The sequence below is a fragment of the Pseudoalteromonas sp. G5_S1_14_S5 genome, assembly GCF_054968605.1.
This window is the reverse complement of the sequence record NZ_JBQKUM010000002.1, coordinates 89,473-115,305: the sequence shown is the minus strand read 5'-3', so window position 1 is coordinate 115,305 and position 25,833 is coordinate 89,473. Positions and strand designations below refer to the sequence as shown.

At 44.2% G+C, this 25,833-nt stretch carries 20 protein-coding genes; 11 read left to right on the top strand and 9 right to left on the bottom strand.

Annotated elements, in window-relative coordinates; all coding sequences use genetic code 11:
* Positions 1-58 precede the first annotated feature (58 nt).
* Together ACTRWI_RS01145 and ACTRWI_RS01140 are read right to left on the bottom strand one after the other, a co-directional pair.
* The gene (locus tag ACTRWI_RS01145) at positions 59-520 is read right to left on the bottom strand and encodes a hypothetical protein (protein WP_499128680.1); all 462 of its coding nucleotides are present in this window, start codon (positions 518-520) and stop codon (positions 59-61) included.
* A 177-nt stretch (positions 521-697) separates the two neighbouring features.
* A complete protein-coding gene (locus ACTRWI_RS01140) occupies positions 698-1,456 on the bottom strand; it encodes a DeoR family transcriptional regulator (protein ID WP_499128678.1) in 759 nt (252 codons plus the stop codon).
* A 279-nt stretch (positions 1,457-1,735) separates the two neighbouring features.
* Here ACTRWI_RS01140 and ltnD point away from each other — a divergent pair, with 279 nt between their 5' ends.
* The 8 genes from ltnD to ACTRWI_RS01100 all read left to right on the top strand — a co-directional run bounded on the left by ltnD (position 1,736) and on the right by ACTRWI_RS01100 (position 10,944).
* On the top strand, positions 1,736-2,644 hold the full coding sequence (gene ltnD / locus ACTRWI_RS01135; RefSeq protein ID WP_499128676.1) for an L-threonate dehydrogenase: 909 nt from the start codon (positions 1,736-1,738) through the stop codon (positions 2,642-2,644).
* A gap of 25 nt (positions 2,645-2,669) precedes the next feature.
* Positions 2,670-3,926, top strand: coding sequence for a 3-oxo-tetronate kinase (gene otnK, locus ACTRWI_RS01130; protein ID WP_499128673.1), 1,257 nt, complete (start codon positions 2,670-2,672; stop codon positions 3,924-3,926).
* 11 nt (positions 3,927-3,937) lie between these two features.
* A complete protein-coding gene (gene otnC, locus ACTRWI_RS01125) occupies positions 3,938-4,585 on the top strand; it encodes a 3-oxo-tetronate 4-phosphate decarboxylase (protein WP_499128671.1) in 648 nt (215 codons plus the stop codon).
* On the top strand, positions 4,585-5,361 hold the full coding sequence (gene otnI, locus ACTRWI_RS01120; protein ID WP_499128669.1) for a 2-oxo-tetronate isomerase: 777 nt from the start codon (positions 4,585-4,587) through the stop codon (positions 5,359-5,361). The genes otnC and otnI overlap by 1 nt, the downstream gene beginning before the upstream one ends.
* A gap of 146 nt (positions 5,362-5,507) precedes the next feature.
* Positions 5,508-6,962 carry a GntP family permease gene (locus tag ACTRWI_RS01115; RefSeq protein ID WP_499128668.1) on the top strand — a complete coding sequence of 485 codons (1,455 nt, stop codon included), beginning with the start codon at positions 5,508-5,510 and terminating at the stop codon, positions 6,960-6,962.
* Between the two features lie 80 nt (positions 6,963-7,042).
* Positions 7,043-8,212 (top strand): glycerate kinase, encoded by a 1,170-nt coding sequence (locus tag ACTRWI_RS01110; RefSeq protein ID WP_499128666.1) that lies wholly within the window; start codon positions 7,043-7,045, stop codon positions 8,210-8,212.
* A 199-nt stretch (positions 8,213-8,411) separates the two neighbouring features.
* The gene (gene katE2, locus ACTRWI_RS01105) at positions 8,412-9,863 is read left to right on the top strand and encodes a catalase KatE2 (protein ID WP_499128663.1); all 1,452 of its coding nucleotides are present in this window, start codon (positions 8,412-8,414) and stop codon (positions 9,861-9,863) included.
* 208 nt (positions 9,864-10,071) lie between these two features.
* Positions 10,072-10,944, top strand: coding sequence for a patatin-like phospholipase family protein (locus ACTRWI_RS01100; protein ID WP_499128662.1), 873 nt, complete (start codon positions 10,072-10,074; stop codon positions 10,942-10,944).
* Between the two features lie 99 nt (positions 10,945-11,043).
* On the opposite strand, the gene ACTRWI_RS01095 is transcribed toward ACTRWI_RS01100, so the two are convergent.
* The 3 genes from ACTRWI_RS01095 to ACTRWI_RS01085 all read right to left on the bottom strand — a co-directional run bounded on the left by ACTRWI_RS01095 (position 11,044) and on the right by ACTRWI_RS01085 (position 13,462).
* Positions 11,044-12,039: a 2-hydroxyacid dehydrogenase gene (locus ACTRWI_RS01095; protein WP_499128661.1), complete on the bottom strand. Its 996-nt coding sequence runs from the start codon at positions 12,037-12,039 to the stop codon at positions 11,044-11,046.
* A gap of 222 nt (positions 12,040-12,261) precedes the next feature.
* The gene (locus ACTRWI_RS01090; protein ID WP_499128659.1) at positions 12,262-12,594 is read right to left on the bottom strand and encodes a TehB family protein; all 333 of its coding nucleotides are present in this window, start codon (positions 12,592-12,594) and stop codon (positions 12,262-12,264) included.
* 67 nt (positions 12,595-12,661) lie between these two features.
* On the bottom strand, positions 12,662-13,462 hold the full coding sequence (locus ACTRWI_RS01085) for a ferredoxin--NADP reductase (protein ID WP_499128657.1): 801 nt from the start codon (positions 13,460-13,462) through the stop codon (positions 12,662-12,664).
* Positions 13,463-13,793: 331 nt separating this feature from the next.
* Between ACTRWI_RS01085 and yihG the strand changes: the two genes are divergently transcribed.
* Positions 13,794-14,738: a 1-acylglycerol-3-phosphate O-acyltransferase, YihG family gene (gene yihG, locus ACTRWI_RS01080; RefSeq protein ID WP_499128654.1), complete on the top strand. Its 945-nt coding sequence runs from the start codon at positions 13,794-13,796 to the stop codon at positions 14,736-14,738.
* 103 nt (positions 14,739-14,841) lie between these two features.
* On the opposite strand, the gene ACTRWI_RS01075 is transcribed toward yihG, so the two are convergent.
* The 3 genes from ACTRWI_RS01075 to glgX all read right to left on the bottom strand — a co-directional run bounded on the left by ACTRWI_RS01075 (position 14,842) and on the right by glgX (position 18,600).
* A complete protein-coding gene (locus ACTRWI_RS01075) occupies positions 14,842-15,570 on the bottom strand; it encodes a tRNA (adenine(22)-N(1))-methyltransferase (RefSeq protein WP_499128651.1) in 729 nt (242 codons plus the stop codon).
* Between the two features lie 142 nt (positions 15,571-15,712).
* A complete protein-coding gene (locus ACTRWI_RS01070) occupies positions 15,713-15,880 on the bottom strand; it encodes a hypothetical protein (RefSeq protein WP_499128645.1) in 168 nt (55 codons plus the stop codon).
* Between the two features lie 740 nt (positions 15,881-16,620).
* Entirely contained in the window at positions 16,621-18,600 is a 1,980-nt protein-coding gene (gene glgX / locus ACTRWI_RS01065; protein ID WP_499128640.1) for a glycogen debranching protein GlgX, read from the bottom strand.
* A 433-nt stretch (positions 18,601-19,033) separates the two neighbouring features.
* Here glgX and ACTRWI_RS01060 point away from each other — a divergent pair, with 433 nt between their 5' ends.
* Together ACTRWI_RS01060 and ACTRWI_RS01055 are read left to right on the top strand one after the other, a co-directional pair.
* On the top strand, positions 19,034-20,380 hold the full coding sequence (locus ACTRWI_RS01060) for a carbohydrate porin (protein WP_499128638.1): 1,347 nt from the start codon (positions 19,034-19,036) through the stop codon (positions 20,378-20,380).
* A gap of 72 nt (positions 20,381-20,452) precedes the next feature.
* Complete coding sequence (locus ACTRWI_RS01055; RefSeq protein WP_499128635.1) at positions 20,453-21,301, top strand: MalM family protein; 849 nt, start codon at positions 20,453-20,455, stop codon at positions 21,299-21,301.
* 497 nt (positions 21,302-21,798) lie between these two features.
* Here the strand turns inward: ACTRWI_RS01055 and pulA are convergent, their stop codons facing one another.
* Entirely contained in the window at positions 21,799-25,497 is a 3,699-nt protein-coding gene (pulA, locus tag ACTRWI_RS01050) for a pullulanase-type alpha-1,6-glucosidase (protein WP_499128632.1), read from the bottom strand.
* Between the last annotated feature and the right edge of the window lie 336 nt (positions 25,498-25,833).

Below are 25,833 nucleotides of genomic sequence, written 5' to 3'. Positions count from 1 at the left end.
GCTTTAAGTTGTTTTTCGGGCTTCTATTATTGGAAGCCCGCTCTTTGCCAACATTGAATTAGGCTCTTGAAATCAGCTTGTTGTTTTTACACTGTTTGAACTCTTTGGCGATCAATGATTTTTCATTCAAGCCATTGTCAATCAAGGCAAATAGGTAACCATCAACCTTGCTTGAAGCGGCTGGGTATTCTTGAAATACGTGCTTAGAGTAACCGGGATACTTAGCCTCATATTCACTGTCCAGTTGCTTGCCCTGCTCTCGCCATTTAACGAATAGCTCTGAAGAAGAGGTTGGGTTCTTGTATTGACCTAGAATCCTTTGGTGATGGACCAATGCTACTTTAGCGCAGTGATTAGTTTGGACGACTTTCTGTATTAACTCAGCTTGTGTTTCGCTCATTGTTTTCGCTAGTGCGTTTTCTGGTTCGATGCGTTCTATTCGCTCACTAAAGGTTTCAGCGTGCGCAGAAAAGACAACAGAAATGGGTAAAACTAATGCCAAAAGGCGCTTGCAGAACATAACCTAACTCATTGAATTGATTCGTGGCTATTATGCCGTTGAGTAACAATATTATTAACGAATAAAGGGACTTAATTGTAAGAATTATTTTTATCGAGTGGATTAATAAATGCTTTGAATGAACGGTATTCAGGCTCTAAATGTTAATTTTTGAGCCTGGATTGATATAGGGAGGCACTAGGAGTTAATAACTTCAATACCTTTATCTTTTAACTCTTCGATTACGCTCGCGGATAGGTTGCTATCGGTAATAATTCCGTTGAGTTCTTCTAGATCGAGTGCGTGAAAGCTTGCTACTCGACCATACTTGGTTGAATCAGATATTAAGTAGTTAGTTTGTGCGGCACGCACGATAGCCTGTTTGACCGAAACTTTATTCTCATTGGGGGTGGATAACCCCTTTAGGTTCCAAGATGATGAAGAGATGAAGGCAACATCGATGTTTACGCCGTTGAGAAACTCTGCGACTTTCCCTCCTACACTGGATTGGTTTTCACGATCGACTTTGCCACCTGTATGGTAGATGTCATTGCGGGTGTGATTCATTAAATAAGCCGCGATTGAAAAATCATTTGTGATGATTAACAGATCGTCTCGACCTGCTAATTGATGAGCGATTTCGAGCGACGTTGTTCCCGCATCCAAGTAAATGGTTGCTTCCGTTGAAATCAAGCTAGCCGCTACCTTACCTATCTGTACTTTCTCAAGCGCTTGTTGCTCAGCTTTTGCATCGTGTGAAAGCTCACTGTGAAGAGCCTGTGCAAGTTGAACACCACCAGACACAGAAATAACTTTTCCTGACGATTCTAGCTTTACTATATCTCGTCGAATTGTCATGTGTGAAACACCAAGGTGCTCTGTTAATTCAGAAATGCTGATCACTTCTTGATGTGATAATAGCGACAAAATAGTGCGCTGGCGTTCTGCTGGAATCATGAATCTTCTTCTATGTCTTTGTTTTCCCAATATCCTATCAATCTTCACTGAATTTGTGAATATCTGTGAACTTGTGTTCTAAATGTGAACATACTTATGTGATTTAGCGTTTTGAGTCTAGATTCTATGCCTGAAAAGGGTTAAATTGGCGTCTGTGTGTTAATTTTTGTTAAAAATGTGACTTGCCACTAAGTGGAAAATACGAACTTCACATATAATCACAAACATAAACAAGAATTAACAGAATCTACTTATATTTTCCAAGAAGGCATTGTTGTTATGAATGAAGTTAAATCTGTCGGTGTTATCGGTTTAGGTTCTATGGGTATGGGCGCGGCGAAATCATGTGTGCGTGCAGGCCTTGATGTATATGGTTTCGACCTTAACCCACAAGCTCTAGAAGATCTGGGTTCATTTGGTGCGAAAGCGGTTTCTACTAATGTAGTCGAGTTTGCAGACAAGCTAGATTCGGTTCTTGTTCTGGTTGTGAACGCAGCTCAAGTTAACACAGTGCTGTTTAAAACAGGTCTTGCTGCGGCGCTTAAGGCAAACACGCCAGTTATGGTTTCGGCAACCATTTCAGCGGAAGATGCAAAACAAATCGAAGCGAAGCTAGCAGAGCACAATCTCGTCATGCTAGATGCACCAGTTTCTGGTGGTGCAGTGAAAGCGGAGGCGGGTGAGATGACCATCATGGCATCTGGCGCGCAAAGTACGTTTGATGCACTTGAGCCGGTACTGAATGCAACCGCCGCTAAGGTTTACAACATTGGTGAAGCGATTGGCCTTGGTGCAACGGTGAAGATTATCCACCAATTGCTAGCGGGTGTTCATATCGCAGCAGGTGCAGAAGCAATGGCATTAGCAGCACGTGCAAATATCCCTCTTGATCTGATGTACGACGTGGTAACGAACGCAGCGGGTAACTCTTGGATGTTCGAGAACCGCATGAAGCATGTGGTAGACGGTGACTACTCACCAAAATCTATGGTCGACATCTTTGTGAAAGATCTAAATCTCGTATCGGACACCGCAAAAGATCTTAAATTCCCACTTCCTCTATCAAGTGCCGCACTCAATATGTTTATAAGTGCAAGCAATGCAGGCTTTGGTCAGGAAGATGATAGCGCTGTTATCAAGATTTTTGATGGCATCGAGCTTCCAGGTGTGGAAAGCAAACAGAAATAAGCGCAGGTAAATCGGAGAAGAAATTATGTTATTAGGCGTTATTGCAGATGACTTTACTGGCGCAACCGACATAGCTGGTTTTCTGGTAGAAAACGGCATGCGCACAGTCCAACTCAACGGCATTCCAAAGGAAGAGATTGATGTAAACGCAGACGCGGTTGTGATCAGTCTTAAATCTCGCTCTTGTCCTGTGGACGAAGCAATCAATGATTCAGTTGCAGCGCTTAAGTGGCTGCAAGCAAAAGGCTGTCAGCAGTTTTACTTCAAGTACTGCTCAACGTTCGACAGCACAGCTGAGGGCAACATTGGTCCTGTAACGGATGCTCTGCTTGCTGAGCTAGGTGAAGAGTTCACTATGGTATGTCCCGCACTGCCGGTGAATGGTCGCACGGTTTACAACGGCCATCTGTTTGTATTTCAAGATCTGTTGAGCGACTCAGGCATGCGTAACCACCCAGTGACGCCAATGACAGATTCAAGTCTTATTCGCATGATGGATGCTCAATCTCAAGGCTCGTCGGATCTCGTTAACTTCCAGGTAATTGAGCAAGGCTCTCAAGCGGTCACTGAGCGCTTCGAAGAGCTAAAAGCACAAGGTAATCGCTACGCAGTAGTTGATGCATTTAATGCAGAGCACCTTGTCACGCTTGGTCAAGCAGCTAAATCTCTAAAACTGGTCACTGGTGGCTCAGGTCTGGCGGCAGGCATTGCCAAGAACTGGGTTGAACACTTAGAAGACCAAAGTGATGCGAAGCAAGCGGGTAATCCTGTAAAAGCGCCGACGGTCGTGTTGTCTGGCTCTTGTTCAGTGATGACGAACCAACAGGTTGCGGTTTACAAAGAAACAGCGCCGCATTACGCGATTGATGTGAAGGCGTGCCTGATGGACGAAGCCTACTCAAACCAAGTGTTTGATTGGGTGATGACAAATATTGAAAGCGAGTTTGCGCCTCTGGTTTATGCAACCGCTGATGCAACGGCACTAAAAGTAATTCAACAAGAATTCGGCGCGCAGGCCTCAAGTCACGCGGTCGAGCAATTCTTTAGTCAGCTAGCCATCAAGCTTCAGCAGCACGGCGTGAAAAACTTCATCGTTGCTGGTGGTGAAACCTCTGGCGTTGTGACTCAAAGCCTAGCTGTGAAAGGCTTCCATATCGGTCCTCAGATTGCACCGGGTGTGCCTTGGGTGAAATCGGTAGAAGGTGAGCTTTCTCTTGCTCTGAAATCTGGCAACTTCGGCGATGAAAATTTCTTTGCCAAAGCGCAGTCGTTCTTTGTATAAGTGAGGCTGTAATGAGTAAAGAAAAAATGACAGAACAACAATTGCGAGAGCAAATGGTTACGATGGCGCGTTCTATGTTTGAGCGTGGCTATGCGACGGGCGGTGCAGGCAACCTTTCTTTGAAACTGCCAAATGGTCACTTTCTAGCAACGCCAACGGGCTCATCGTTTGGCCGTTTGGTTGCTGAAGAGCTTTCGGTAGTGGACATTGATGGCAACCATATCTCTGGCAAGAAGCCATCGAAGGAAGCAGCATTTCACTTAGCGATTTATCGCAATAATCCAGAATGCAATGCAATTGTGCATCTTCATTCGACTTACCTGACAGCGCTTTCTTGCCTAGATGGTTTAGATCGCGAGAACGCGATTAAAGCCTTCACTCCTTACTTTGTGATGCGTATTGGTGAGCTACCAGTGATTCCTTATCTGCGTCCGGGTGACCCGCAAATCGCAGAAGAGCTTGCGCAGCGAGCTGGGGATTACCGTGCCTTCTTGCTAGCTAACCACGGCCCGGTCATTACAGGTACTGATTTTGAAGATGCAGTAGATAATGCCGAAGAGCTAGAAGAAACAGCAAAACTGGCGTTCATTCTTAAAGACAGCAACATTCGCTACCTAACGGATGCGGAAGTTCAAGACCTAAAAGGGAGAGGCAAATAATGGCTAAGTTCGCAGCAAACCTGACCATGTTATTCACAGAAGTTCCATTTCTAGAACGTTTTGAAAAGGCTCACCAAGTAGGTTTCAAAGCGGTGGAATATTTATTCCCATACCCATTTGAAGCGAAAGAGCTGGCAAGCAAGATGGAACAGTTTGGTTTTGAACAAGCGCTGTTCAACATGCCTCCGGGTGATTGGGATGCAGGCGAGCGTGGCTTTGCAGCTATCCCTGGTCGTGAAGAAGAGTTCAAAGGAAGCGTTGAGATTGCACTGATGTATGCCAGCGCGCTGAACTGTAAAAAGGTTCACGCTATGTCTGGTATTGTTGATGCCCGTTTCACACGTGAACAGCACGTTGATACTTTCATCTCGAACATCCGTTACGCAGCTGACAAATTTGCAGAGCAGGGCATCGAGCTAATGATAGAGCCTCTGAACAACCGCGATGTGCCGAACTACTTTGTTGCACATCAACGTGAAGCTGTAGAGCTTATCAAGCAAGTTGATCGTCCAAACGTGAAATTGCAGCTCGATTTATACCACGCACAAATTATGGATGGCGACCTAAGCACATTGATTCGCGATGTCGCGCCTTACACGGGTCATATCCAAATCGCATCAGTACCAGAACGACATGAACCGTCGGAAGGTGAACTGAACTACCCGCACCTATTCAATGTTTTGGGTGACTCAGGTTACCAAGGTTGGATTGGCTGTGAGTACAACCCAAAAAACACAACAGAACAAGGTCTCGGTTGGATCAAGCCGTATCTTTAATTAGGCAACCCAATCAAGAACCGATTAAAAAAATAAATAATTTGACGATTTAACAACGAATAAATCGCTTGCATAGAAAGTACTGTGGGTAGTTCGAACTGCCCACAGTACTTCCCTACAAAATAAGAAACAAAAGGAAATTGAAAATGGACGGAGCATTGATAGGCATTGTGATTGGTATTATTGTCATGATGGGAATGATCATTAAAACGCGTATTCCAGTAGCACTCGCAATGGTTATTTCAAGCATTATCATGGGGCTATTTGCAGGAATGGCACCAACTGAATTGATTGATGCAATTAAAGCAGGCTTTGGCGGCGTGCTTGGCGGTATCGGTCTAATCATCGCGTTTGGCGTGATTATGGGCGCGTGTTTTGAACGCTCTGGTGCGGCGGTTCGTATGGCGAAAACCTTCGTTAAGCTGTGTGGCAAAGGTCGAGAAGATCTAGCGCTTGGCTTTACTGGTGTGCTAGTGGCGATTCCAGTCTTCTGTGATTCGGCGTACGTTATTTTGCATTCTCTTGTTCGCGCAATTTCACGTGACACTGGTAAATCTGCCGTTGGCCTTGGTGTTACATTGGCACTTGGTCTCCTTATCACTCACGCTCTTGTACCACCTACACCAGGTCCGGTGGCTGTTGCAGGAATTCTTGGTGTCGACCTTGGTCAATACATGTTGTGGGGCTTAATGGTTTCAATCCCTATGATGCTATTGTCGATGATCTACATTCGTCGCGTGGGTAACGAGTACTACCGTGTACCAAACGGTGAAGTTTGGATCACTAACCAAGCCGATTGGGCGAATCTAGAAAAAGTAGAAGCGACAGATGGTAAAGAGCTTCCAAGTAACTTCTTATCATTCGGTCCTATTCTTATTCCGATTGCGCTGATTCTTATTAATACTTTGGTAGGCAAAGGCGACACAGCAGTACACACAGTGCTGTCTCTACTAGGTAACCCAGTGGTGGCGGTTGGTATTGGTGTGCTGATGGCACTTTACGGCCTAACGATGAAAATTGAGCGCCAAGACATGGTGGGTTCAATGGACGACGCACTTTCTACAACGGGTCTAATCCTTGTTGTGACTGGTTGTGGTGGTGCTATGGGGGCTGTTCTTAAAGCATCAGGTGCTGGTCCACAGGTTGCTGATGCTATCGCAAGCAGCGGTATTCCACCATTATTGGTACCACTAGCGATTGCTTCTATGCTTCGTCTAATTCAAGGTTCAGCAACGGCATCAATGATGGTAGCAGCAACGATGACACTACCATTGGTTGAAACACTTGGTCTTGACCCAGTATTCGTTGCATTAGCTTGTGCGGTTGGCCCTGTTGGCTTCTCACACCTAAACGACTCTTACTTCCATATCATTAACCGTACTCTTGGCATCACTGAGTTAACCGATCAAATCAAGATCTGGTCAGTTTCATCAACGATAGCTTGGGCAATTGGTGCATCTATCATCATGATTTTGAATTTATTGTTTGGTAAGGGCGGCACGATGATCGACCCACTAGTACCAATTGCTGTTCTTGTTGTGATTATGTTTTGGTTAAAATCTAAAGAGAAGTCACAAGTAAAAGCTGCAGCAGCAAGCTAATACCGCATCTCTGGTTATACTGCCCCTATCGTTTGATTGCCTTATCGATCACTCATAGGGGCTTATTGGATCTACGAATTATGAAAATAGTTATCGCACCAGACTCATTCAAAGAGTCATTAGACGCTGCTTCTGTAGCGAAATGTATTGAAAAAGGTTTTCGTGAAGTTTTCCCCGACGCGAATTATGTGAACTTGCCTCTGGCTGATGGCGGTGAGGGCACGGTGGATGTTTTACTGCAAGGCTTGGCAGGGGAAAAGCGAGTAACTCAGGTTGAAGGGCCTTTGGGTGGACGTGTAAACGCAGAATGGGCGATGCTTGAGCTGTCCGCACGCACCTCGAAAAAAACGGCACTGATCGAGATAGCGGCGGCATCGGGCTTGGATTTACTAATGCCAGAGCAGCGTGATCCGCTGGTGGCTTCTTCATACGGTACCGGTCAGCTCATTTTTGAAGCGATGCAGCAGGGCGCTCAAACGATCATTCTTGGTTTGGGCGGCAGTGCAACCAACGATGGCGGCGCGGGGATTGTTCAAGCGTTAGGGGGTAAGTTGCTCGACGGTACAGGGCAAGAGATCAGCCGAGGGGGCGCCCCGTTATCGGAGTTGGCTTCTGTTGATTTAGCCGACATAGATTCGCACTGTAAGGATATCGAACTGATTGTTGCGTGCGATGTTGATAATCCATTGTGTGGTGATAATGGCGCCAGTTATATTTTCGGCCCACAAAAGGGAGCAACTCCGGAACAAGTTTTGATGCTTGATAAGGCCCTCGCTCATTTTACTAGCGTCGCTGAGTCACAAGGCTGTGTTGAAGGTGAACAATCGATTTACGAACGTACCGGTTATGGTGCGGCTGGTGGTACACCGATGGGACTAAGTTTGCTATTCAACATGCAGATTAAACCGGGCATTGAGATGGTTCTTGATGTATTACAAGCCGATGAGATATTGAAAGGAGCCGACCTTGTGATTACGGGGGAAGGGCAGATGGACAACCAGACTCTACAAGGAAAAACACCTTATGGGATTGCTAAACGAGCGAGTTTACAAGGTATTCCTACGATTGGGATAGCAGGCTCTTTGGGGGCTCAAGTTGAGGCTTTGTATGATGAAATGGCCAGTCTATTCGGAACCGTACGTTCTCCCCAGCCTCTTGAACAAGTGCTGCAAGAAGCAGAATTGAACCTAATCAGAACAGCAAGAAACATTGCATCAACGCTGAAATTAGGTCATGCGATTATTAAATAAAGTCATGCAATACAGGGGCTTAATTAACTCACCTATTCAATAGGTTTTATAGATAGCAACGATAAATATAAACGATTATATTTTCCGGCCACTCAGGTCTATTCTTTTCCCATATTATTTTGGTGGTTTTAAAGTACTGAATCCACTTAAATCTAAGATGTGGTAACGATGCGATATCTTTTATCTTAAGGAATAGACCATGAGTAAAAAACTAACTACAGCTGCGGGTTGCCCTGTTGCTCATAACCAGAATGTTCAAACGGCGGGCAAACGTGGCCCACAGCTTCTACAAGATGTTTGGTTTTTAGAGAAATTGGCTCACTTTGATCGTGAGGTGATTCCAGAGCGTCGTATGCACGCAAAAGGCTCAGGTGCGTACGGTACATTTACCGTGACCCACGATATTACCAAATACACCAAGGCAAAACTGTTCTCTGAAGTTGGCAAGAAAACCGACCTTTTTGCACGTTTTACGACAGTAGCTGGCGAGCGTGGCGCGGCTGACGCAGAGCGTGATATCCGTGGTTTTGCATTGAAATTCTATACTGAAGAAGGTAACTGGGACATGGTGGGTAACAACACACCTGTGTTCTTCTTACGTGATCCTCTTAAATTCCCAGACCTAAACCACGCGGTGAAACGTGACCCACGCACTAACATGCGTAGCGCGAAGAACAATTGGGATTTCTGGACCTCTCTACCAGAAGCACTTCACCAGATCACTATCGTAATGAGTGATCGTGGTATCCCTGCTACTTACCGCCACATGCATGGTTTTGGTAGCCACACATTTAGCTTTATCAACAGTGATAATGAGCGTTTCTGGGTTAAATTCCACTTCAAATCTCAGCAAGGTATTAAGAACTTGTCGGATGCTGAAGCAGCGAAGCTGATCGGAGAAGATCGTGAAAGTCATCAACGTGACCTGCTAGAAAGCATCGATAACCAAGAATTCCCGAAGTGGACACTTAAAGTACAAGTGATGCCAGAAGCGGACGCAGCGAAAGTACCTTACAACCCATTCGATCTTACTAAGATCTGGCCACATGCAGACTACCCATTGATTGAAGTGGGTGAGCTAGAGCTTAACCGCAACCCTGAGAACTTCTTCGCTGAAGTTGAGCAGTCAGCATTCAACCCTGCTAACGTGGTACCAGGTATCAGCTTCTCTCCAGACAAAATGCTACAAGGTCGCTTGTTTGCTTACGGTGATGCGCAGCGCTACCGTTTAGGTGTGAACCATCAGCATATTCCGGTGAATGCACCTCGTTGCCCAGTCCACAGCTACCACCGTGACGGTGCGATGCGTGTCGATGGTAACTTTGGCAGCACACTAGGTTATGAGCCAAATAATGAAGGTCAATGGGCAGAACAACCAAATTTTGCCGAACCAGCATTAAACCTTGATGGTGCGGCAGCACACTGGGACCACCGTGAAGATGAAGATTACTTCTCACAACCAGGTGATCTATTCCGCTTAATGACTGCAGAGCAACAAGCAATCCTGTTCGATAACACAGCACGTAACCTAGGTGGCGTACCTAAAGAGATTCAACTGCGTCACTTAAGACACTGTTACAAAGCAGACCCAGCTTACGGCGAAGGCATTGGTAAGTTGCTTGAAATCGATGTGAGTGAATTTAAGTCGTAATCGATTAGCTTGATTCGTTAAATGGAAGGCCGTTGAGTTAATCACTCAATGGCCTTTTTTAGAACATTGGTCTAGATAAATCATTGAATCTTAGATTATTACCTAACGATAGCTTTTTCCTATCGAAGTAATAAATTATGCCCATTATCTTTATGATTTGGGTGGGGTTATCCTACAGCTATCAGTTTATAAAGTAGTAGAGTTTGAGATGAGTAAAAGTGCATTAATCGTTGAGGGTGGGGCAATGAGAGGCATCTTTGCAGCCGGAGTATTAGACGCCTTTATGCAAGACGATTTTCGTCCTTATGATTTTGCGATTGGTGTATCTGCGGGTTTGTCTAATTTGGTTGGTTACTTATCTCAGGCACCAAAACGTAGCTACAGTGTGATTACCACGATGGCGACCGATAAAACTTTCTTTAACCCAGCCCGCTTTGCTAAAGGTGGCAACTTGGTTGATGTGAAGTGGTTATGGAATGAATCAAACCAACGTTATCCACTGGATTGTGGAGAGCTATTTTCAAGCATTCCACTGATTGCTGCGGTGACTAACGTCGACACAGGCAGTGCAGATTACTATCACATCAAGCCAGAAAATCTCGCGGACGTGGTTGAGGCAACAACGGCTTTACCTATCGCTTATCGTGAAACACCGTGTTTCTCTGGTGGTTGTTATACCGATGGTGGGGTCGCGGACTCAATCCCAGTTCGTGAAGCTTATCGCCGCGGTGCACGTGAGATTACCGTGATTCTTTCCCATCCACTGAGCTACCGAATGAAGCCTCAGAAGTATCAATGGATGTTGAAAAAGCTGTTAAAGAAATTCCCAAACATTGCAGAATCAATGGCGGTACGTGCTGAAAACTATAACCAATCTTTGGAGTTCATTCGTAATCCGCCAAAAGATGCGACCATTAAGGTGATAGCGCCACCTGAGGCGTTCGCGGTTAAGCGACTCACTATGAATAAAGCGGTATTGGATGCAGGTTATGAGATGGGCCTGAAAGCTGGAGAAGAACACTTGGCGATTCGCAAAGGGACCTATGGTTTAGATATCGAGGACTGCCACTTCTGCATCTAGTTCTGTTTACGATACCGGTATAAATCAAAAAGCCACACTATTCTTAAGAACCTGCGTGGCTTTGTATTTGTAGAGCTAGTTTGTTTTTAACTCAGCCCGTTATTGAACAAGTTCGTTGCCGCTGGTGTTGCCTGCAAAGAAAGCATCAACGCTGGTTAGGGTTGTGTTAGCGATATTGAACAAGGCATCTTTGGTTAAGAAAGCTTGGTGACCTGTGAACAGCACGTTGTGACAAGCCGATAGACGGCGAAACACATCATCGACAATCACGTCATTTGATTTGTCTTGGAAGAACAGCTCTTTTTCGTTGTCATACACATCAAGGCCAAGCGCCCCAATCTTACTCTGTTTAAGCGCTTCGATAGCCGCTGTGGAATCCAATAGTTCACCACGGCTGGTGTTGACGATCATCACACCATCTTTCATCTTCTCAAATGCAGTCGCGTCTAATAGATGGTAGTTCTCTTTACTCATCGGGCAGTGCAGAGAAATCACATCAGACTCTTTGTAAAGATCGTCTAGCTCTACATATTTAGCGCCTAGCTCAACGGCTAGTGGGTTTGGGTAAGGGTCGTAACATAGGATGTTCATGCCCAAGCCTTTCAGAATACGCATGGTCGCTAGGCCAATTTTACCTGAACCAATCACACCCACAGTTTTGCCGTAAAAGTTGAAACCAACCAAGCCTTCTAGAGAGAAGTTTGCATCACGAGTGCGTTGGTATGCCTTGTGAAGCTTACGGTTCAAACACATCATCATACCGACAGTGTGCTCTGCTACTGACTCTGGTGAATAAGCAGGAACGCGCACTACTTGTAAATCAAGCTCTTTGGCTGCGTCTAGGTCAACCTTGTCAAAGCCAGCACAGCGCATTGCAATTAGCTTTGTGCCGCCTTGGGCAAGAATCTCTAGTACTTCTCGCGATAGGTCGTCGTTTACAAATGCACAAACCACTTCGTTGCTGTGCGCCATTTTGGCTGTAGTCGGGGTGAGGCGAAAATCATGGAAATGAAACTCAGCGTTGAGTCTGCCTTTCGCAAGGTTGAATGATTTTTCGTCGTATGATTTTGAGCTAAAAAAAGCAATGTTGAGCATGGCTTCCTCTCTTAACTAACAAATGAATACCCCAATTATGTTTATTTGATAAGGGGTAAAAACTAACAACTCCGTTCAGTGTGCTAGAGTTTTTTTGTCTTGTCTATCACCATTAGTCATTGTAACGACTATGGTTATTTGGTCTCTTGTTGTTATTTACTGAACATCAAAAATCACACTACGATGTAGCTTACTTATAAGTTCATCAATGCAGAGTCGATCTTATTTTCGAGTATTGAACATTTTCTTGGTCTCTTTTTCTGACCAGAAGTTAATGTTGAATAGAGCGTCGTCACTCAGTTCTACTCGGTGCCAATATTGAGGGGGACTTGTGGCAAATTGCCCTGCTTCAATAGTGATAACGGTTTCTGGTTCTTTCGCTTCTGCATCGGCAAAGCCATAGAAAGTGACGGTGCCTTCCATTACACAGATCTGACCAAACACGCCTTCAGCCGTATTGTGATGATTGAGCAATGCGGCTGGGATGTTCTCCTTAGTGAAAAACGGTGTTGAACGTTGGATTTTCCAGTGAGAAGGAATACGTAAATGACTCATATAAACCTCTTATTTAACTTTAACTGTGCTTTGAAATAGATACTTCGGTGTCTTAGGTGACTTATCTTTACCAGTAATTTTCACTGCTGAATTGGCCGGGCTTTCGGCGTAGATGCTTTTCGAAACCTAAACTTGTTAGCGCGTCACTTGTGTCACGAACCATTTGCGGATTGCCGCAAAGGTAGAAGAAACTGCGGGTTTGATTGAAAGTGACAGACGCGGCTTGCTCGAGGTCCCCTCCAAGTAACAAACTTGGGATTCGTCCGCGCAAAGTTCCGGTAACTGATTCTCTAGAAATAATTGGCACATATTTAAGTCTCCCTTGAAAGTGATCAACGAGTTGAGTGATACGATCTCGATAAGTCAGGTCTTGCTCTGTTCTTACGGCATGCACCAGAACCACATTTTTGAATGAAGAGGCTTTGTCTGAAGCCAACTCACTCTGCTGTATCTGAATGCTCTCAAGCATTGAGATAAACGGACCTACCGCGGTTCCGGTTGAAAGCATCCATAGATCGTCGGCGATCTCTGGGATCTCATTTAGTGTCATAAAACCACTTGGGTCTTTGCCGACAAAGATGTCATCGCCAGCTTGCAATTCGTGAAGCTGAGGCGAGAGCTGACCGTTCTGATCCTTAATAATCAAAAACTCTAGATGTTGATGGCCTTGCTCATGCTCTGGTGCATTCACCATGGAATAAGCGCGTCTCACAAACTCACCTTTGCTATTGAGTAAACCAAGCTTAGTGAACTGACCTGCCTGATAAGAAGAGACTGGCGCAGTGATTTGGAGTGAGAACAGTTGATCTGTCCATTCTGTCTTGTTTAGAACTTTACCTGTGACTAAACCATGAGGAATATCTGTCATATCATCACCTTTAAGAAGAGAGGTTATATCATTAAGGATACTCAACTATTTACACTTTTGAGTTGCATGTACCATGCCAGTAATGAGAATGCTTATCAATACTGGTTTTGAGGGTGGTTGTTAGATCGAATGCTGTCAAAAAGACAATGCTAATGTCGTGTCTAAATGACTCTCTGGTGTGTTTTGGTTTCTTTTTAATAGGCTTTAGCGAGTTGAATATCGTAGAAATAGGTTGAGTGGTTTGACCCCTAGGATATTCAACCAATTACTGAAGAGAATAATTTATAGATGCGTATAATGGCGGCTTTCGTTCTCAATATAACTGTGTTTTATGCTTGATAATATTCGTATGGCCTTGAACGTATTGTTCGTGACCATTAATACTGCATTCACCGCATTGGCTGTGAGTCTGTTTGCCCTAATCAAACTTATTGTGCCAATATCTGTCGTTCAAAAATCATGCACTCGCTTAGCTAACTTCACATTCTGGTGTTGGGCTTCTCTTAATTTGTGGATGTTGAACGCCAACAACGACATCGAGTGGCAAGTGGAAGGGGGGGAAGATATTTCGACCAAGCAGTGGTATTTGATGATGTCTAACCACCTAAGTTGGGCGGATATTGTGATTTTGTCTTCGATCTTAAAAGACAAAATGCCGATGACGAAGTACTTCTTGAAACACGAATTGCTGTATGTACCATTTGTTGGCTTGGCATGCTGGGGCTTAGATATGCCATTCATGAGACGTCACTCTCGTGAGTTCCTCTTACGCAACCCAGAACGCCGTAATGATGACTTCAATGCAATCAATAAAGCGTGTACTAAGTTCAAATTAGCACCGACAACACTAGTTAACTTTGTTGAAGGGACTCGCGCAAACCACGAGAAGCTTGCGTCAGCGAAAACTCCTTACCGTCACCTACTGAAGCCAAAAACAGGTGGTGTGGCTTTTGCTTTGTCTGCAATGGGGCCAATTTTGGATGGCATCGTGGATGTGACTTTAGCTTATCCTGAAAACCAAACCTCTCCGTTTGAAGATATGCTGAAAGGCAAAATGACTAAGGTCGTTGTGCGTATTAAACTGCATCCAATGGATGAGAACGTGAATGGTAACTACTTTGAAGATAAGGCATTTAAACGTCGCTTCCATAGCTGGTTAAACAACACTTGGAAAGAGAAAGACGCCTATCTTGATATGGTCTATGGGGTTGATCAGCCCTCTAAGGTTGAGACAGTTGATGAGGCTGATAAGCTTTATAAGCAACAAGAGCAGTAAGCTCAAACTGAACAAATAGTGTTAAAAAAGCCGATAGCTCATTGAACTATCGGCTGTTTATTGATTCGGCTTTCTTAATCTTCAACAGTAAAGTTAGTACTTACTATGCTTTAACCGCTTGATAGGCATCAATAATATGCTTCACTTGGCTAGGTTTACCTTGTTTCTCCTTCCCTTGATGGATACGCAAGTAGTGCTGCAGTGTTTTGGCTTTGTACTGCTGAGATACCTTAATCTGCTCATTGTTGTTTGGAGTCCAGATCTTGTCACCGACGTTTGAAATCTCGCTTACTGTCGAAGTATCTACTCTTTCACCTCGGTTATTGCTGACCAATAAAATTTCGTAGTAACGGCGATTCTCTTCAATCAACACCTCGTCAATAAGACCAAACTTGAGTGATTTTAAGTGGCTTCTTAGCTCAAATTGCTGATGAACAGGGCAGAGCAAGAAGTCGATCGTTTTGTCTGGATGTTGACGGTGAATATCGTCTACAAGCTTCTGCGTTAGATCGCCACCGACTCCTGCAATGATGACTAGATGCTTGCCCGTGTGTTTTTCCAATGGGATTGCAGAGACATCTGTACAGTAGACTTGCCATTGGCTAATGACTTTTTGTTGTGCCATCTCGCTCTGGGGAAAGTAACGCACCAATTTGCTTTCTAGCTCGTTTATTAGGGACGGAACAATATCGACAAAGTGAATGTGAGGGGCTTTGTTATCCGCCAGCAGTTGAACACCCAAGAAGCCATGATCACAGCAACAGTCCCAAATGTGTTGGTAGTCATTACTGACAAGGGAGTGGAGAGTTTGCAGTCGGTTACTTAGCTTCATAAGGTTCGTATCGTTGGAAAGGTGAGGTTATCTTGTTGAACGCGCATTGTAATGACTTTCTATAAAAACAAAAGCACCGAGAGTGTGAACCCTAGGTGCTTTGTTTTCATCGGTATCCGAGTAAGGGATTCGTTTTGGCAATTTACGAGGCCTTTGCAATTGCCCTGATGTGGCCTTTAACTCGATTTTTTCCAAGTTGTTGAGCGATAAGCTTTGCTTGCTCCGCAAGTGCTAGGGCTGTATCTGGCTCTCCCTCTATTTGAGAAAAACCGACACTTAAGCCTAAAGAGAGGCTGATGTCTGGCGTCACAATCGCTTTCTCTGCTACGTCAATTCGGCACTGGTCTAGTTGAAGTTTGGCGTTTTTAACTCTCTTAAGCCTTGTGTGGTGTGAGGTAAATCAAACTCAATCCAGATTTCTTCGTTGAGCTTTTCTGCAGTGTGTTTAACCGCGAAAACCCATCGACCATCTGCTTTCTAGTAAACGGAAGAGATGTAGAAATCTTCAACAACACCGTCAATTGAATGCCATTGTATTGTGGCGACGTAATGTTGGGAGTTAGGTTGGTATCAGATGATATCGGAGAAATTTGGTATTCTTTTTAGAATATTATCGCTGAGTTCACGAAACTTTTGGTCGCTAAAGTCGGTAGTGTTGGGTGAGCCTAGACTGGTTTTTCAGAAATTGAGTTTGCCGAATACGGCCTCGATGTTGGAACGAATAGTCGCGCTTGCAATGCGAATGTTTGATGTTGATTGGTTGCTGCGGCCTCTACTTTTTCTAATTGAGCTGCTGCGAGGTAAAGCATTCCTCCGGTTAATAAGATTATGTATGGTTTGAATAGCCGAATAAGTGTTTTAGGTAAAGCCATGATATCCAAAGAGGTGATAGATTCATTTTTATAGTACGGCGACACTAAGCAGTTTTATTAGTCATGTCCATGTAAATGATTCCATATAAAACAATGAGTTTTGTGATATTCAGCTAACAAAAAAGCAAGCCACAAGTATAATCGGCTCTTATGTTTTTTGCTTTTTTATTGAGCGGGATTACCTTTCACTTAACTCAGTTTTGTTTGGTGAGTAATGCAAAATAGCCATCGATGTTGGAGATAACAACAGTTCCCCTTCAGCGTGACCTGGTTTTATATTTCTCAGGTTGGTATCACATATCGTTACCCAGTTTTGTTCACGATCATTGGGTAAGCTGAAACGTGCTGGGGCACTGGTTTGGTTGATGAGATAAATCAGTTCGTCGCCATCTTTACCTATACCAAGGTGTAGTGCCACTGAACTTAAGCGATTCCAATCATCATGCTCCATCAGCGTGCCATCAACACGGCTCCAGAATATACGGTTAGAGTTACGTTTTTCGCCACTGAACGCCTTGATAAAAGGCACCATGTACTGCTGTCGTGCGGCGATCATCTCAGATAGCCAAGTTTTGAAGTAGGTCTTGCGCTCTGAATCTTCCCAGTTCAGCCAACTCGTCTCACTATCTTGGCAGTAAGCGTTGTTGTTGCCTTTTTGAGTGTGGGATAATACGTCTGCCGTCAGAATGTGTGGAATACCGAAAGCAAACAGCAGGCTCGCCATGAAGTTACGCTTCTGCTTTTCACGAGTCGCGATAACCAACAGGTTTTCGGTTTCACCCTCTACACCGTAGTTTTCTGAGCGGTTGTCACCATGCCCATCACGGTTACTTTCACCATTTTCTTCATTGTGCTTGTGCTTGTACGAGACAAGGTCTTGCATGGTGAAGCCATCATGGTAAGTGATGTAGTTAACGGTGAGTTTGTAAGGCCAGTGCGCGGCACTGTAGATATCACGAGAGCCCATTAGGCGCGTTGCAAACTCTTTAAGGTAGCCTTGATCGCCGCGCCAGAAGCTACGTGTAATGTCTCTCAGTTTGTCGTTACATTCGTTCCAACCAAACGGGAAGTTACCTACTTGGTAGCCATTAGGGCCGATATCCCATGGTTCTGCGATTAATTTGGTCTCTTTTAGCACTGGATCTTGAGCCACGGCTTTGAAGAAAGCGGCCTCAGGGTTGTAGTTGTCTCCTTCGCGTCCCAATGTGGCTGCCAAGTCAAAACGGAAGCCATCGACTTGGAATTCGCTTACCCAATAACGAAGCGTGTCCATAACTAGGTTGAGTGCTGGCTGGTGGGTGAGGTCGACTGTATTCCCACAACCGGTGAAGTTTGCGTAATGACAGCCGTGCTTAATATACGTACGGCTATCTAATGCTTTTAGGTTGAAGGTTGTTCCGCCTTCGCCGCCTTCTGCTGTGTGGTTGTACACCACATCTAAGATCACCTCGATACCATTGCGGTGCAGCTCACGAATAGCTGTTTTGAGCTCTGTGATGGCGTCTTTTTCTGCATAGCGAGGGTCTGGCACCATGAACAAATAAGGGTTGTAGCCCCAATAGTTCACTTTATCCATATCAAGCAGGTGTGGTTCGTGCATGCAGGCCGCAATGGGTAAAAGCTGTAGAGAGTTGATGTTTTGTTGCTTATAAAATGCAAGCATCTCTGGGCTCACTAACCCCAGATAACGGCCTTTGGTATTACTGGCTACTTCAGGGTGAAGTTGAGATAAGCCTTTAACATGCGTTTCAAATAGAACGGTCTCTTCACGGTTAATTCGTGGTTTTTCGACGTCTTGCCAATCGAAGGCATCATCAACAACGACACACTTTGCCATCGTAAAGCTTTTCTCATTACTATAAGGCGTGGTGTAGTGTAGCGGCTCGCTTATTGCTTTCGCATAAGGGTCAGAAAGTAATATTGGACCATTATCTGTTTCTGCAATAAAACCGTATTTTTGCCCCGCCTTAATACCTTCGATAAATACATATCGAATATCAGCGTATTCATTGTCCAATTTATAAGTTGTGAATTCATCGTTCTCATCAAAAAGAGCGAGTGAGAGAGATTTACAGTCAGGAGAATAAATAGAGAAGTTGCAGCCAGTGTTACCTAGCGTTGCGCCTAGCGGATAAGGGCGAGCGAGCGTTCTAGTCATTGCTTGATTTCTTGTTCGTTTATCAACATCAGTGAACTATTAGTAAAAGGCTTTGTCACAGTAAGGTCAAGCATCTTCACAGATTAATTACGGTTAAAAAAATAATTGATCGATGAAGTTCAAATTATATATTTGAAGTAGATCTCATTTATGCTGAATAATTAGATCTTCGTGCTGTCTACTCCTCCTAGATTAAGTGATCCACCTCTTTAAAACACCATTCTGTATATTTTCTACTCCCCTCTACTCCCCCTTAATTTAGTTGGGGGTGGAGGAAGTCAAATTTGTCATCCCCTCTTAATATTGACCCCGTTGAAACGAATCAGGGGAAACCCTAAACCTCTCTATCTTACGACTACCATAACTGCCTTTGGTTGCCGCAAGAGAGCAAAATATAAAAACCTAAAATAAGTCGTCCTTAATGGAGATAAGAATGAAAAAAGTAAGTTTGATTGCCGCTGCAGTGGCTTCGACATTGATGGCTGGTTCAGCTTTCGCTGCCGAAGTTGATTTTCATGGATATATGCGCGCAGGCTTCGGCATGAATGCTGATGGTGGTTCGCAATATTGTTATGGTAATGGTGGCCCTACTACATTTGGGCATGCAGTTGGTCGTTTAGGCGATGAGTGTGATAACTATGCAGAACTTTCTCTTGGCGTAAACAAGATTTGGGAGAGTTCAGATGGCGATGCATTCAATATTCATACTCTAATGGCATTTGGCTCGTATGAGAATGCTGGCTTAGATGGGCGTGGTAATTCGTTCCAAAGTATCGGTACAGATCCTGATGACCCATGGTCTGGTGAGAGAGCTTCTTTCCGTGAAGCTTGGGCTGACTACACTATGGCAAACGGCATGAGCATTTGGGCTGGTGAACGTTATTACGGACGTAAAGATGTTCATATTATGGATATGTACTACGTAAATAACTCTGGTGCTGGCGCCGGTGTTGAAAACATTGATTTGGGTTTTGCGAAGCTTCATGCTGCAGTTGTTCAGCATAAATGGAAGGCTCCATTACTAACTGCAGATGATCCATCGACACCTGAAGATGAAAGACAGCCACTTGAGGGTACACAAGTTTACTCAACAGCTAATTCAATCGACCTTCGTTTGACAGGTATTGAAACAAATGACAAGGGTAGTATGGAGTTCATTTTAATGGCTGCAGACCCTTCTCATACAGATGTACAAAGTGATGCAATTGACGGCGGTATTGGTAATTCAGGTGATTATGGTCTAGATAAAGCAGGCTTTTTCCTTACAGCTGAACACACTCAAGGCCATAGCATGGGCTTTAACAAAGCTGTCATTCAGTATGCAACTGAAGGTTATGCTTGGGCTGGTTTCGTAGGTAATCATGCAGGTGATTCATACAACATGGAGTTAGGGCAGGAAGGACGAGAGTCTTTACGTCTAATCGATTGGGGTGTAATCGAAGCTGAAAAATGGAATTTTGGTTACTCGTTCGTTTATGCTCAGTTGTTGGATGACGGCAATGGCAACAGCGATGGCAAAGCTATGAGTGTTGTTGTTCGTCCTGGCTACAAATGGTCTGAAACAATGAGCACTATTCTAGAGCTTGGCTACCACCAAGATGAATACCCTTGGGCTGATAAAGAAGACTTAACGAAAGTTACAATTGCTCAACAATGGCAAGCAGGTTCAAATTTCTGGGCTCGACCTGCAATTCGAGTTTTTGCATCTAGTTATAGTGGTGATAAAGCTATTGATAACAATGACTTAATGTTCGGTGCGCAAGTTGAAGCTTGGTGGTAATCTAGAATTTAGTCATGAATAAAAACAGTAGCTAGCTTACAAGCTGGCTACTGTATTACAAGGGATAAGTGAATGAAAAAAATAGTATCGATTCTAATTGGGGCGACCGTTTTATTTGGTTGTGCGAGCCACCAAGATTTTTCTTCTTCGAGCTCGGGCCAAGCAAGTATCTCTACGGTGGAGCAAATTAGTTGGAATCAAGTTGGCGTCCCATCAAGCTTTTCTATTCACTTTTCTGAAGATTCTCAGATTTTAAATAGCATAGACATAATGGGACCAGTGGCTGGTTTTTCTTTTGATGTTTCTGAGCCTCAGGTCATAATAGAACTGTCGGGTATAGTTAAACGCTTAGAGGTATTTTCTCCAAATTTAGCCATTTATGATCAAAATTTTAAATTATTGCGAAATTACGACTCATCCTTTTTTGATTATGATAAAAATGACTTTATAAAGGGTGATGTTCTTTTTGGTGAAGTTGAATTGAATCTACCGATGAGTACCACTCGTATTTATGGTGTTATTTACACTACTAAACAAGATTTAACACAAACTACCCAACTATTGCATCCAGCCAAAGCAATGGCTATTGCCAAGCGAAATGTTGTTCCTGCTATTGATGATCCTAAAGCGAAGCATGTTGATATTGGTGAAGTTAGAGTTGCAATAAAACGTGAGGGTTTCTTTAGTGGGTTAACTAAACCTTCAAAATCTGCATCAGCTCCTGAAGTTCCTGTTATTGAAAGCAAGAAGCTAACAATAGAAAAAATTCAACCAGAGACACAAACTTACTACCACAATGCGATCAAAGCCGCTGTCGAAGCAGACAATATTCCAAAAGCTTTGGGCCTATTAGATGAAGCGAAAGCACTAGGCATTGGAGGTGCACAAGAAGTCTTTGTGAAAGCAGTCAATAAAAAGTAACTGATAAAATTACAAAGTCTGGTTTAAGAGAAGGGACCCCAATAGGGTCCTTTTTTATTGCCAGCTACAAATGTAATAGTCACATTGGTTGAAATCAATCAGCTCGAAACAAGCGAGTTTATAAATACTGTTGAATCTCATGCGCCGTTGATTTTATTAAATACGGTCCTTAGTGACGTTATACTCTCTGGCCCCATCGCCATGTGTAAATAGCTTTGTTCTCTATAAGCTCTCTCTTCTCTATTTTATATATTTGATTCAAATACAGCGACTTACGGTTATTCGGGCTGAAATTTTCAGTACAGATGAAGAGGTGTTCTATCTAGAACGTAAGAGGTGAGTCGATCATTAAAAGTTGAATGTGACTCACGGGTAGTAGAGAAGGCATTTTTAGGTTGGTGTTTGTTGGGGGCATAGAAAGGGAGACTGACGCCTCCCAAAGGCTAGCTTTCGCTGGTTTTTTTATTTTCTGTTACTTAGCTTCGATCCTTTCATATTTACTGCTTAGTGACCGAAACAACTGGACCATCTACGTCGTCATCTAGCTCGTGAATCGCATTCAAGGTGAATGTGTAGGTTCCAGCTTCTGTTACGCTTAGTTGGCAGTTACCATCAGTCCCTAGGTTGATTGATCCATCAGCAAGTTCTATAGAGTCGCAACCAAAGTTAGGTGTTTTCCAATCAGCATCTGCAAACTTGAAGCCATAGTTACCCGCTTCCAAATTGCCTGTTACAGAATAAACCCCATTAGCAACAAAGCTCATCGCCCAATCATCAACAGGGTGCCAACCATTCATGTCACCACGCACGTAGACGATTGTTTGACCGTACGGAGGAATGCTAGATACATCCTTACCTGAGTTATCAACCGGCAAACCAGCGCCTTGAGCACCGTTTTGTACTTGTACAAACACAGCAGTTGTTAGTGCTGGAACTGTAAATGATTCATTGGCAAAGCTTGCGCCTTTCACTATGTCATCCGCCGAGTTTTGTTGAATGTCATGAAGAGTAAAACCTATTGCTCCTGTGATTTTGAACGATTGAGATTCATTGGTTGAGTTGACAACTGCGACAATCGCATCGTTCGCTGGATCGAGGTCTGTACCTGCAGACACACCATCATCGATAGACATCACGATTAGGCCTTCGACTTGGTCTTCGCCAACGTTACGGAAATCGACTCGCTTCATGACTTCGTCAGCTGTATCTAAGCGGAACAGTTCACTTGAGCTTCGGATCTTTAATAGTTCTAGGAATTGCTGCTTAGTTAATTCGATGTCGTCTGCGTCTGGTTTTGCCGTTGGGTCAGCAATGATGGTTTTGATCAGATCCCAGTTTGCTCCGTCTTTGTCCTCACGAGGCAAGCCGACATTCCAGTTGCTGTCAGACCCATCGAAGAAAACACGGTTGTACCAGTCACCAGAATCGTAAGAGTCACGCTGCATCGACTTCGAGCGCAGCAGTTCCGAACCCATATGGATGAACGGTATGCCTTGGCCCAACATCACGGTAGAAAGCGATACCGACTGCATGCGAGCGCGATCTGCAGAGCTAGTACCAGTTGCGATTTTGTAAGCGTTGTTGTCCCAAAGTGTTTGGTTGTCGTGTTTTGAAACGTAAGAGATGTTCTCTGAAGGCATCTTAGTGTAACCTGCAGGTGAGCCATTGTAGTCGATGTTTTTACCCAGTTTGGTATCACCTTTGTGATCAATTAGCACATAATCTGCAAGGTTACCTGCCATCCCTAAGCGAACAAGGTCTTGGTTGTGTAAACGACCGTTGATGGAGTCTTGATCTGTCTTTGTTTCTTCATTGGCGATAGCTGCGTTACCGAAGCCTTGATTAAAGCGAAGCGGGTGATTCCCTTCTGAGTCAACACCGCCATCGAACGGGCTACCGCCACGAACTGCATCACGCAAACGGTCAGAGAATGTACCGATTTCTGTACCTGCCATGTTGATTTGGTTTGCTTGGTCGAAGCGAGCGTTGTTGGCGACTTCACCAAAGTCCCAGCCTTCCCCGTAGAACAGGGTATTCGGGTCAATTTTACGTACTTCTTCCAGCGCTTCGACCATCACATCTTTTGGCTGATGGCCCATTAAGTCAAAACGGAAACCGTCCACCTTATAGTCGTCAGCCCATACCTTGAGCGAGTCGACCATTAACTTACCCATCATTAGGTTTTCTGTCGCAGTGTTGTCACAACAGGTTGAGTTTTCCACGCCGCCAGTATTCACATTAAGTCGGTGGTAGTACCCAGGTACGATCTTATCCAGTACGGATTTATCATTCACACCAGATGCGTTGGTGTGGTTATATACTACGTCCATGATCAGCTTGAGATCCATGTCGTGCGTGGCCTTAACCATCTGACGGAACTCTAGAATACGCTTAGATCCGTTTGGATCCGTTGCGTAGCTTCCCTCAGGCACGGTGTAATGGAATGGGTCGTAACCCCAGTTGAAGCTATCGAGCATTCGTAAGTCGTTCATTAACGCTTGTGCATCGCCTGTTGAAGGGTCATAGCCGTCGAGTATATCCTCAATCGTTCGGTTTTCATTTTCACTACCACATAAGGCAGCGGCAGGTTTTACATCACACAGTTTGCCAACGGTATCGGAAATATCGACGCGGCTTGCTTCATCTTCATCAACGGTAGCGATATCGAAAGCCGGTAAGATATGCAGAGTGGTTAAACCGGCGTCTTTCAGATCTTGAAGGTGTTTGACTGATTCACGATCCGCTTCCGTAAGTGCAAGGTATTTTCCGTTCAGGCTTGCAGTGCCTAACTTGTCGCTGAAACTAAAGTCACGCAGGTGTGATTCGTAGAGAACGTGGTCCTCGTCTTTCTCGACGGTAGGACGGACGTAGCCAGTCCAGCCATCAGGCATCAAGGCTGCATCATTAAGGTCAACGACTTGAGAGTATGCGGAGTTCTTCGACAAGCTGAGAGAGTAAGGGTCTGTCACAAGGCGATTTTCTATTTTTCCGGTGGTTGGGTGGTAAACCTTCACCTGGTAACGGTAGTATTGGTTGACAGCGTTAGAGACTGCCTCTGTTGCCCAAATACCTGTTTCTGTGTTTTCCGTCATCGATATGACTTGTGAGCTTTGTAGGTCTTCGCTGTATAGAACGAGTTCAACATCTTTTGCAGTAGGAGCCCAAAGTTTAAAGGTTGCAGAATCACCATCTACTATCGCCCCCAATGGTTCACTGATGGCATTACCTGCATCTTCGCTAGCAAATACCGCATCAAGCACGCCAGGTTTTTGAACCTCAGTTGAAGAGATAACATCGCCATCGGCATTGTAAGCAACGACAACGATCTGAGATTTTAAAATGGTGCGTAGCGTGCGGTTATCCACGTCAATCGCTACCGCAGGTAAACTGGCTAAGTGACGGAAACGTTCTTTGAGTTCTGAGGGGAGTTCGCCATCTTTTACTAGCTCAATCGCAGTACCACCAATGATCTCTTTGTCATCATTCATGGAGATGCTGTTATCCAATGCATAGAAGAGTTTTAAAGAGTCTGCATTGCTGGCCGCTTCCCAACCTATGGTCGTTGCATCAAGCCAATGTGCTTTTTGACCATCAATATTTACTGGTCGTTCTGAGATAGGCTCGTAGTACAATTCGCTGCTGCCATGGAAACCAAACACCCCTTGAGATTCACCGAGTTTATGTAGCTCAACTTTTGAATTCGCGCTACCAAAGGCTTTTTCATCACCATTATGTAAGATGAAGTTCATACACTTATGTGGGTCAGCGGCATCAGGATCCACTTTTAATACATAGTAGGCACCGTAAGTATCACTAATGCCGTCGTATTCGTAAGGGCTGTTCCAATCGGTCCCAGCCTCACTCACCCCCATGCCGACTAAATCGGTACTGGTACAGCCTTCGCCATTCCACAGATGCAGTCCCCAGCCGTCATAAGTCGATCCAGAAGTGCTTGCAGCTGCAACATCACGTTTGTAGTAGATAACCACTTCGTTTTCTGCTGCAGGATATAGACCACTGCTGCCAGTGTCGGTACCGCTGTCGCTGTTATTATCACTGCCGCATCCTGCAATTAAAGTGGCGGTGAAAAGGGGTAAAATCGCTTTGGTTAAGGTCGACTTCTTGAAGCTTCTTTTTTTTGTATTGTTAAAGGTATTTCGTAGAGTTAAACACTGATTAATATTTATATTGTTCACTTTTCGATATCCATATTTCACTTTTTATGAAGATGAATATCCTAGTCTTAACGGTAGTCAGCTATTTGTGATGTCTATATGTAAAGTTATTTTTAATAAGTAAAAATAAGAAACCTAGTGTCGATATCACGATTTGTACTTGGTTTATGTGGATTTACTTGGATCAAGAGCTCATATTTTTAATATCAATAGGATAGGGCGTAGCGGCCAGGCGTAGAGAATAAGGATGAGAGCTCATCCTTATAAATGTGAGGAAGATATCGAAATGTTCGGCTGTTAATTTAAAGTGGGAATTAAGTTAATTGTCAATTAGCCTTTATTTTTCTATATAACATC